The sequence below is a fragment of the Caulobacter ginsengisoli genome (assembly GCF_030814835.1).
Classification (GTDB): domain Bacteria; phylum Pseudomonadota; class Alphaproteobacteria; order Caulobacterales; family Caulobacteraceae; genus Caulobacter; species Caulobacter ginsengisoli.
This window is the reverse complement of the sequence record NZ_JAUSVS010000017.1, coordinates 36,757-46,214: the sequence shown is the minus strand read 5'-3', so window position 1 is coordinate 46,214 and position 9,458 is coordinate 36,757. Positions and strand designations below refer to the sequence as shown.

At 67.9% G+C, this 9,458-nt stretch carries 8 protein-coding genes; 5 read left to right on the top strand and 3 right to left on the bottom strand.

Annotated features, from left to right (window positions below; translation table 11 throughout):
• Positions 1 to 116 precede the first annotated feature (116 nt).
• A complete protein-coding gene (locus QO010_RS23740; protein WP_307353230.1) occupies positions 117 to 974 on the bottom strand; it encodes a sulfotransferase domain-containing protein in 858 nt (285 codons plus the stop codon).
• Positions 975 to 1,048: 74 nt separating this feature from the next.
• Between QO010_RS23740 and QO010_RS23735 the strand changes: the two genes are divergently transcribed.
• The 3 genes from QO010_RS23735 to QO010_RS23725 are packed head-to-tail and all read left to right on the top strand — an operon-like array spanning position 1,049 to position 3,682.
• The gene (locus tag QO010_RS23735; RefSeq protein ID WP_307353228.1) at positions 1,049 to 2,029 is read left to right on the top strand and encodes an aldo/keto reductase; all 981 of its coding nucleotides are present in this window, start codon (positions 1,049 to 1,051) and stop codon (positions 2,027 to 2,029) included.
• Positions 2,026 to 2,463 carry a DUF6386 family protein gene (locus tag QO010_RS23730; RefSeq protein ID WP_307353226.1) on the top strand — a complete coding sequence of 146 codons (438 nt, stop codon included), beginning with the start codon at positions 2,026 to 2,028 and terminating at the stop codon, positions 2,461 to 2,463. Before QO010_RS23735 ends, QO010_RS23730 begins: the two co-directional genes overlap by 4 nt.
• A 19-nt stretch (positions 2,464 to 2,482) precedes the next feature.
• On the top strand, positions 2,483 to 3,682 hold the full coding sequence (locus QO010_RS23725; RefSeq protein WP_307353225.1) for a winged helix-turn-helix domain-containing protein: 1,200 nt from the start codon (positions 2,483 to 2,485) through the stop codon (positions 3,680 to 3,682).
• 164 nt (positions 3,683 to 3,846) lie between these two features.
• Here QO010_RS23725 and QO010_RS23720 read toward each other — a convergent pair whose 3' ends face one another.
• Both QO010_RS23720 and QO010_RS23715 read right to left on the bottom strand, forming a co-directional pair.
• On the bottom strand, positions 3,847 to 5,355 hold the full coding sequence (locus tag QO010_RS23720) for a S10 family peptidase (protein ID WP_307353223.1): 1,509 nt from the start codon (positions 5,353 to 5,355) through the stop codon (positions 3,847 to 3,849).
• Between the two features lie 248 nt (positions 5,356 to 5,603).
• The gene (locus QO010_RS23715; RefSeq protein WP_307353222.1) at positions 5,604 to 7,391 is read right to left on the bottom strand and encodes an ABC transporter ATP-binding protein; all 1,788 of its coding nucleotides are present in this window, start codon (positions 7,389 to 7,391) and stop codon (positions 5,604 to 5,606) included.
• 128 nt (positions 7,392 to 7,519) lie between these two features.
• On the opposite strand from QO010_RS23715, the gene QO010_RS23710 reads away from it, so the two are divergent.
• Positions 7,520 to 8,278: an SDR family NAD(P)-dependent oxidoreductase gene (locus QO010_RS23710; protein WP_307353220.1), complete on the top strand. Its 759-nt coding sequence runs from the start codon at positions 7,520 to 7,522 to the stop codon at positions 8,276 to 8,278.
• A gap of 30 nt (positions 8,279 to 8,308) precedes the next feature.
• The gene (gene ubiA, locus QO010_RS23705; protein WP_307353218.1) at positions 8,309 to 9,301 is read left to right on the top strand and encodes a 4-hydroxybenzoate octaprenyltransferase; all 993 of its coding nucleotides are present in this window, start codon (positions 8,309 to 8,311) and stop codon (positions 9,299 to 9,301) included.
• Positions 9,302 to 9,458 lie beyond the last annotated feature (157 nt).

The following is a 9,458-nucleotide window of genomic DNA, read 5'->3' as shown; positions in this document are numbered from 1 at the left end:
CCCAGATCACCCTGACCGCTCGAACGGTGCATCCCCAGCTCCCTGGCTACATCACCAGAGAATCAAGCTTCGAGCCCTTATGCAAAGGTCTCCTCCGGGGGAGGATTTGAAGGGGCCTAGCCTTGGAATCCCCGGGGCTTGTCGAAATACCCATACCCGAAGTCGTGCTTCAGATTGCGATCCAGGATGCCTTGCAGCAGCGCCTTGTCAGCCTCCGAGAAGGCCGCCTCGCCCTGCCCCTCGGGGCGGACAGCGCGCTCCTCGACCGACGGATCCTGGTGCGCCGCCATAATGTCCTTCGACCCAGCGGCGATCCCGGCGGCCAGGGAGGCTTCGCCGAGGTTCAGGCCGAACTGCCGGTCGATGCGGGTCAGGTTCGTCAGCGGATCGTCGCGGAAATCCTCGTATTTCAGCACCAGGGTCTCATTCGGCCAGCGGCGGGCGACCTCGCCCCAGCGGTTGAGGAAGTGCACGTACCACCAGACGTCGCAGACATAGGCCTTGGAGGTCGGATCGCCGGCCACATAGGTGGAGAAGTCCACGTCGTAGCGGGCCCCGCGCCACTTCTCGTAGTTGGAGATCAGGACGTCCGGGATGTTCCGCACCACCACCACATAGGGCGGCAGGGGCAGCATCCCCCGCACCCAGCCCCACTGGAAGGCACAGGGCGGGATGGTGTGGGTCGAGGCGATGCGCGGCAGGTTCGGATACTGCCGGGGATGCTTGGGATGGCCGATCAGGTCGTTGGACGAGGCGTTGTTGTAGTAGCGCGGCGGGGGAACGTCGTACTTGTGGGCGAGCGCATGGCTGAGCATCCACTTGATCCAGTGGGTGCCGCTGTGCTGGCCGGTGACCAGGAAGCCCTGATAGTCGCGGTAGCGCAGCAGGCCCAGATTGGTCGAATCACGCTCCAGGCAATGGGCGCGGAAAGCGGCGTCGGCCTGTTCTGCTGACAAAATCGGCGGCTGCGCCATCATACGTTCTCTATTCAGTCCGGGCCCCTATATGCTTGGGCGAACGCCGGCTGTCACGCGGCGGGGAGGTCATCATGGACTATGTGCGGCTCGGCAGGACCGGCCTGAAGGTCTCCAAACTGGTCCTGGGCTGCATGACCTACGGCACGCCCACCTGGCGGCCCTGGGTGCTGGACGAGGAAGCCTCGCTGCCCTTCTTCAGGAAGGCGATCGAGGGCGGGATCAACTTCTTCGACACCGCCGACATGTACAGCCTGGGCCAGAGCGAGGTGGTCACCGGCAAGGCCCTGGCCCAGTTCGCCAAACGCGAAGACGTGGTCATCGCCACCAAGGTGTTCTTCCCCCACTCGAAAGCGGCCAACGCCGGCGGCCTGTCGCGCAAGCACATCTTCGACGCCATCGACCGGTCGCTGAAGAATCTGGGGACCGACCATGTCGACCTCTACCAGATTCACCGCTTCGACCCGGCCACCCCTATCGAGGAGACCATGGAGGCGCTGCATGACGTGGTGAAGGCCGGCAAGGCCCGCTACCTGGGCGCCTCGTCGATGTACGCCTGGCAGTTCGCCAGGATGCAGAGCGTGGCCGAGCTGAACGGCTGGACCAAATTCGCCTCCATGCAGCCGCAGTACAATCTGGTCTACCGCGAGGAGGAGCGCGAGATGCTGCCCTTCTGCCTGTCGGAGGGCGTAGGCGTCATCCCCTGGTCGCCCCTGGCCCGCGGCTTCCTGGCCGGCGGCCGGGCCAGGCCGGGCGAGGGCGAGACCGAGCGCTCGCGCACCGACGAGTTCAGCCCCCACCTCTATTACCGCGAGGCCGATCACGCCGTGGTCGAGGCGGTCAGTCAGGTCGCCGCCGCGCGCGGGGTCTCCAACACCCAGGTCGCCCTGGCCTGGGTTCTGCGCAATCCGGCCATCACCGCCCCCATCGTCGGGGCCAGCAAGCTGCACCATCTGGACGAGGCTCTGGCCGCCATCGCCCTGGAGCTGACCGAGGCCGAGGTGAAGACCTTGGAGGCGCCCTATCGGCCCAAGCCGGTGCTGGACCATCAATGATCCGGAACCTGACTGTCACGACCGACACGGCGACGATCTGCATCTACGACGTGCCTGCACTGGCGCATCGCAAAGACGATGTAGGCGACTGGTGGTCGATCCCCGCCCGGGAATTGGAGGAGGTCAACAACGGGAATGTCCTCTTCCTGAACCTGGGGTGCGACGGAACCTATGCCGTCGACATCACCGTTGAAGAATCCGTCGGGTTAGAAGCCTTCGAACTGAATGCGCCCTCAGGCAGGCTCTTCGTCGGGCCCGGCGAACTGGTCTCTGGCGGAGGGCTCGAACCGGACGACGCCTGGGGCGGGACCTTCATCGATCTACCTCCGGGGCACTATCGTTGCTCGCCGATGCGAACTGGCAACCAAATCTCTATCCGCTTGGCTCCCGGCGGTGTTGGCCGCAACGCCCTGACCGACCTGATACGGCTTTGATCGACGAGCGCCTAAATACATGAGCAAGGGCTACGACCTCACCGCGAACCAGGCCCGCCGCATCGCCCTGGCCGCCCAGGGCTTTGGCGAGTCACGCCGCCATGAGGCGCCGGGCCGGCGGCATATCCGCAAGCTGGCGGATCGGCTGGAGGTGATCCAGATCGACTCGGTCAACGTCCTGGCCCGCACCCACTACCTGCCGGCCTTCTCGCGGCTGGGCGCCTATGACCGCGCCGACCTGGAGGCCGAGGCCTGGGGCAGGAAGCGGTCGATGTTCGAATACTGGGGCCATGAGGCCTCGATGCTGCCGCTCGACCTGCAGCCGCTGCTGCGCTGGCGCATGGCCCGGGCCGCCGCGGGCGACATGTGGACGGGCCTCTCCCGGTTCGGCCGCGAAAAGGCCGCCTATATCGAAGGCGTCCGCGCCGAGATCGAAAAGCGCGGCCCGGTCACCGGCGGCGACTTCGCCACCGGCCCGCGCGGCGCGCCCGGCTGGTGGTCCTGGAGCGACGGCAAGCGGGCGCTGGAATGGCTGTTCTGGGCCGGCGAGATCACCACCCTGACCCGGCGCAATTTCGAGCGGGTCTACGACATCACCGAGCGCGCCCTGCCCAAGGCCGTCCTGAACCAGCCGACCCCGGACGAGCCGGACGCCATCCGCGAACTGGTCCGCCGCTCGGCCCGGGCGATGGGCGTGGCGACCGAGGCGGACCTGCGCGACTATTTCCGCCTCCCGCTGGCCGAGGCCCGCCAGGCCGTCGCCGAGCTGGCGGAGGCCGGCGAGCTGACCCCGGTCAAGGTGCAGGGCTGGGGCCGGGCAGCCTACCTGGTCCCGGAGACCAAGATTCCCCGCCGCATCGGCGCCCACGCCCTGCTCTCGCCGTTCGACAACCTGATCTGGTTCCGCGACCGGGCCGAGCGCCTGTTCGACATCAAGGTTCGGCTGGAAATCTACACCCCAGCCCACAAGCGCAGCCACGGCTACTACGTCCTGCCCTTCCTGCAGGGCGAGACCATCACCGCCCGGGTCGACCTGAAGGCCGACCGCCAGGCTGGCGTGTTGCGGGTCCAGGCGTCTCACGCGGAGCCGGAGGCCGACGGCGAGACGCCGGGGGCGCTGGCGGTGGAGCTGAAGCGGATGGCGGGCTGGCTGGGGCTGGGTGAGGTGGTGGTGATGCCAAAGGGGGATTTGGCGCAGCGGCTAAGACAGGCGCTGTAGCCCCCTTCCTCCTCGATGGAGGAAGGGCGGGGATGGTGGTGGTGGCACAGCGTTTCCGGAAGAGCGCGGGGAGGCGACCACGCCACCCCGAGCCAGTCGCCCATATCCCGAGCCCTCACCACCAACCCTGCCCTTCCTCCATCGAGGAGGAAGGGTTCTAGAAATCACCCCACCCCGTAGAGCGCCATCACGTCCCGCCGCAGCGCCGCCATGCTGTCGGGGCGGCTGTAGAACATGTGGCCGCCGGGATAGACCTTGAGCTGCACCCGGCCCGGCGCCCCCATCGGCGGCATCTGGTCGACGATCAGCCGGCTGGTGAAGAAGGGGCAGGAAAGGTCGTCATAGCCGTGGACGATCAGCACCTTCATCTTCGGATCGTTGGCGACCGCCTTGCGGAAGTCGGTGACCGACTCGGCGTCGCGGTACCAGCCGTCTTCCCACAGTTCGTTCACCCGGTTCGACAGGGCGTTGTAGCGGCCGTCGACCTTCCAGCCGACCGTGCGGGTGACGAAGTCGACCATGGCGCTGGTGGTCGGGGCGATGATGGAATTGAGGATCGGATCGCCCGACTGCCGGTCGGCCGACCAGGGGAAGGGGTCATAGCCGGTGACATTGCTGTCGTAGACGCTGCCGATCTTTTCCTGATTGCGATGGCTCTCCCGCAGGAAGGTGCCGATGTCGACCCGGCCGCCCAGCTTGCGGACCAGGGCGACGTCCAGCCCGGTATAGCCGGCCACCTTCTGGACCATGGCTTCCAGCGCGGCCGGATCGGTGCGGCCCTTGAGCAGGTCCAGGGCGTACTGGCCGCGGGCATAGGCCTCGATCGGGGCCATGGCCTCGGGGGTCAGCCGGCCCTGCTTCTCCAGGTTGGCGGCGGCCATCGAAGGCAGGGTGATGACCCAGGGCATGGGCGAGAAGTCGCCGTCGGCCTCGGCCTTGGCGTCCAGGAAGGGCGAGACCATCACCACCCCGTTGACCCCCACCCCCAGCTCGGTCTGCAGATAGTGGGCGATGCGCGGGGCGCGGAAACCGCCATAGCTCTCGCCGACCACATATTTGGGCGAGGCCATGCGGCCGTTCTTGACCAGCCAGTCGAAGACGATGCGCGAGAGATAGGCGATGTCCGGCTTGACCGAATAGAAGGCCTTCTTGGCCTCATCGTCGCCGACCAGGGCTCTGGAGAAGCCGGTGCCGATGGGGTCGATGAACACCAGGTCGGAGAAGTCCATCCAGGTGCCGGGATTGTCGTCCAGGCGAACCGGCGCGCTGGCGCTGTCGCCCTCGGCGCCGAACTGCACGCGCTTGGGCCCGATGGCGCCCAGGTTCAGATAGACGCTGGCCGCGCCCGGCCCGCCGTTGAAGGCGAAGGTCACCGGCCGATAGGGATCGCGCGGCCCGTCCAGGGTGTAGGCGGTGAACACCACCTCGCCGATCTTCTTGCCCTTGTCGTCGCGCACCGGCAGCGAGCCGACCGTGGCGGTGTAGTTCAGCGTCTTGCCGGCGACGTGGGTCACCTGCTTGATCGAGGCGTCGGCCGGGAAGGGCGTCAGGTCGTAGTCGCTCTTGGCCGCGCCCTTGTCGTCGCCCTTCTTGTCCTGAGCATGAGCCAGAGGCCCGCCCGCCAGGCCGAGCGCCAGAACGCCCGCCACCACCACCTTCGCCAGACCGCGCATGGATATCCCCTCGACTGAGGGGCGAATTGCTAGACCCTTGTGGGGGAGTCGCCAAGTTACGGCGCGGTTAGGTTAGGCCGTCTCCTCACCTTTCCATCCGTCATGGCCGGGCTCTTGTCCCGGCCACCCATACACACGAGCGACACCGAAAGAGGCGCGGTCTTTCCGACTAAGAGCAATTCCGTCTTCTGGTGTTTATGGGTGGCCGGCACTTCGGCCGGCCATGACGGAGGGGTGGTGGGTTGGCGTCAGGCTGTCCCCTCCGTCATCGCCGCCAGCCGCGCATACAGCCCGCCCTTCTTGCGCAGGTCGCCGTGACGGCCCTCCTCGACGATGCGGCCGTTCTCGAAGACCAGGATGCGGTCGGCGCCGCGGATGGTCGACAGGCGGTGGGCGATGACGATGGTGGTGCGGCCGGCCATCAGTTCTTCCATGGCCGCCTGCACGGCGCGCTCCGTCTCGACGTCGAGCGAGCTGGTCGCCTCGTCGAAGACCAGGATGGGGGCGTCGGCCAGGAAGGCGCGGGCAATGGCCACCCGCTGGCGCTCGCCGCCCGACAGCTTGACGCCGCGCTCCCCAACCAGGGTGTCGTAGCCCAGCGGCAGGCGGTCGATGAAGCCCTCGGCCCGGGCCCGGCGGGCGGCCAGCCGCACCTCTTCCTCGGTGGCGCCGGGGCGGGCATAGGCGATGTTCTCGGCGATCGAGCGGTGGAACAGGGCCGGGTCCTGCGGCACCAGGGCGATGGCCCGGCGCAGGGACTGCTGGCTGACCTTGGCGATGTCCTGGCCGTCGATGAGGATGCGCCCGGCGTCCAGGTCATAGAGCCGCTGGATCAGCTTGACGAAGGTCGACTTCCCCGCCCCCGTCGCCCCGACCAGCGCCACCCGCTCGCCCGGCGCCAGGGTCAGGCTGAAGTCCTCGTAGAGCGGCTCGGCGGCGGACTTGTAGCGGAAGGTGACGTGGTCGAAGACGATCTCGCCCAGTTCGCTGGCCAGTACGCCCGCGTCCGGAACATCGGCCACCTGCGGGGCCATGCGGGCGTAGCCGGCGACGTCTTCGACATCGTCGATGCCCTTCTGCATCATGCGGACGTTCTCGCCGATGTTGCGCAGGTAGCCGCTCATCTGCAGGAAGGCGGTGATGGCGTAGACGACGTCGCCCGTGCTGGCCCGGCCGTGGCTCCACAGGTCGACGACCATGCCGGTCATCCCGGCCAGCAGCAGCACCATCAGGATGTTCTGGGCCAGCCAGATGTCCATGAACCGGCCCCAGGTCACCTGCACCGCCTTGGACCAGGCGGCGGTCACCCCGGCGAAGCGCGCCTCCTCGCGCGGCTCGGCCCCGAAGGCCTTGACCGTGGGGTTGGCGGTGATGGCGTCGGCCAGGGCCCCGCCGATGCGGCTGTCCAGGGCGTTGGAGCGCAGGTTGGCCGGCCGCACATAGACCTTCACGACCCACAGGTTGAGGATCAGGAAGCCGGCGACCACGGTCATGGCCAGCAGGCCGATCAGCGGCCACTTGAACATCATCTGCAGCGACAGCCCGAACAGCACGATCAGCGCCGGGCCCAGCCACAGCACCACCGCGTCCGAGACGCTGTCATAGCCCCACATGGCCCGCGACAGCCGTCGAACCGTGGCCCCGGCGAAGGTGTCGGCATGCCAGTCGGCCGAGAAGGCCTGCACGCGCTTGAAGCCCTCGTCGGACATCTCCTGCATGTTGCGGGCGGCCAACGGGTTCCAGAAGCGGAAGCCGATGTTGCGGGTGATGGTGAAGCCGACATAGACGCCGAGAAACGCGGCCCACGCCCACCAGGCTTTGGCGGTGTCGCGGGTGGTCGCCGTGAGCGTATCGATCAGCCGCCCGGAGGCGGTCGGCAGCATCAGGTCGAACAGCACGGCGACCAGCATGCCGCCCACCGCGCCGAGCAGCAGCAAGGGTCGCCGCAGCCAGAAGCCGGCGATAAAGGCCATGACCTGGCCGTTGGACAGAACCCGTCGCCGGTTCCCGTCCTCGTCTTCGTCGATATCGCTCATGGAAAGACCTGGGCGTGCAGATAGGCCCGAACGCCGGTCTTTGGGAGAGGCTGGTGGCAAATTCCGTCAGGCGAGGCCTTTCGGAGACAGGCCCGGGCCGTCATCCTGGGGGAAAACGGGAGCGCCACATGGATCTGAACCTCAAGGGCCGCAAGGCCATCGTCACCGGCGGCACGCGCGGCATTGGCCGGGCTATCGTCGATCTGCTGGCCGACGAGGGCTGCGACGTCGCCTTCTGCGCCCGCAACGCCGAGCAGGTCGCCGCGGCGGTCAAGGCCATCGAGGCCAAGGGGGTCAAGGCGCATGGCGAGGTGGTCGATGTCTCGGCCGAGGGCGCGGTGGCCGGTTTCGTCGCCAGCGCTGCCGAAGCGTTGGGCGGGGTCGATATCTTCGTCTCCAACGTCAGCGGGGCCATGGGCCTGGCCAACACGCCGGACGCCTGGAAGACCGCCGTCGAAGTCGACATCCTGCGCACCGTCGAGGGCTGCGAGGCGGCCGCCGGCCTGCTGGGTCCCGGCGGCTCCATCGTGGTGATCGGCACCATTTCGGCCATCGAGGTCACCGGCCCGCGCCGGCCCTACAGCGCGGTCAAGGCGGCGTTGCTGCCCTACGTCAAGAACCTGGCCCGCGACCTGGCGCCGAAGAACATCCGCGCCAACGTGGTCGCCCCGGGCCCGATCTATTTCGAGGGCGGGGTCTGGGACATGATCGAGAAGACCATGCCCGACCGCTTCGCCGCCACCCTGGCCCGCAGCCCGCTGGGCCGGCTGGGCGCGCCGGAGGAGATCGCCAACGCCGCCGTCTTCCTGGCCAGCCCCCGGGCCAGCTACATCACCGGGGTCAACCTGATCTGCGACGGGGCGGTGACCCAGCGGGTGGACTTCTGACAGGCGGCCCCAGGCTGTAGACTGGCCGCGATGACCCCAACTCACCTGCCCGACGCCGTGCCCGACAACTGGGTCGACCGCTATGCGCCCGCCGCGCTGGTCCCCTGGCTGAAGCTGGGCCGGTTCGACCGGCCGACGGGCATCTGGCTGCTGATGCTGCCGGGCTGGATGGGCGTAGCCCTGGCCGACGCGGCGGTCGGGAAATATCCCGACCCCGTCCTGCTGATCCTGATCCTGATCGGCGCGACCCTGATGCGGTCAGCCGGCTGCGCCTACAACGACATCGTCGACCGGGACATCGACGCCCAGGTCGAGCGGACCGCCCGGCGGCCGATCCCGGCGGGGGAGATCAGCGTCAAACAGGCCTGGCTGGCCATCGTGCTGTGCAGCCTGGGCGGCCTGATCATCCTGCTCAGCCTGAACCTGTGGGCCGTGCTGCTGGGGGTGCTGTCGCTGGGACTGGTGGCGGCCTATCCGTTCATGAAACGGATCACCTGGTGGCCGCAGGCCTGGCTGGGCCTGACCTTCAACTGGGGCGCGCCGCTGGGCTATGCGGCGGCCACCGGCGGGCGCTCGCCGTTCGACTACGCCCTGGGCCTGCCGGGGAACGAAGCCATCGCCCTCAGTCCCTGGCCCGCCGTGCTGCTCTATGCCGGCCTCATCTTCTGGACCCTTGGCTACGACACCATCTACGCCGTGCAGGACCTGGAGGACGACGCCCTGGTCGGGGTGAAATCCTCGGCCCGGCGGCTGGGCGAGCAGGCCCCGCGCGGGGTGCTGATCTTCTATGTCGCCAGCTTCGTGCTGTTGGTCTGCGCCGCCTGGCTGGGCGCCCTGGGGCCATTGTTCCTGCCGCTCGCCGCCATCGTCGCCGTGCTGCTGTCACGGCAGGCCGCCAGGCTCGATATCGCCGATGGGGCGGGGGCGCTGGCCCTGTTCAAGAGCAATACCTGGGTGGGGCTGCTGATGGTCGCCGCCCTGGCCGCCGGCCTCTGGAAGCAGCAGGGCGGCGCACCCTTCTAGGTTCTGAACCCAATTCAACCTGAGAAGATTCAATCGCTTAAATATCCGCTCATCCCCGCGAAAGCGGGGACCCAGGTGTTTTTCGTAGCGGACCTTCAGCCGCCCAGACCTGTCAGTGTCGCCCTCAACAGCAAAAAGCCTGGGTCCCCGCTTTCGC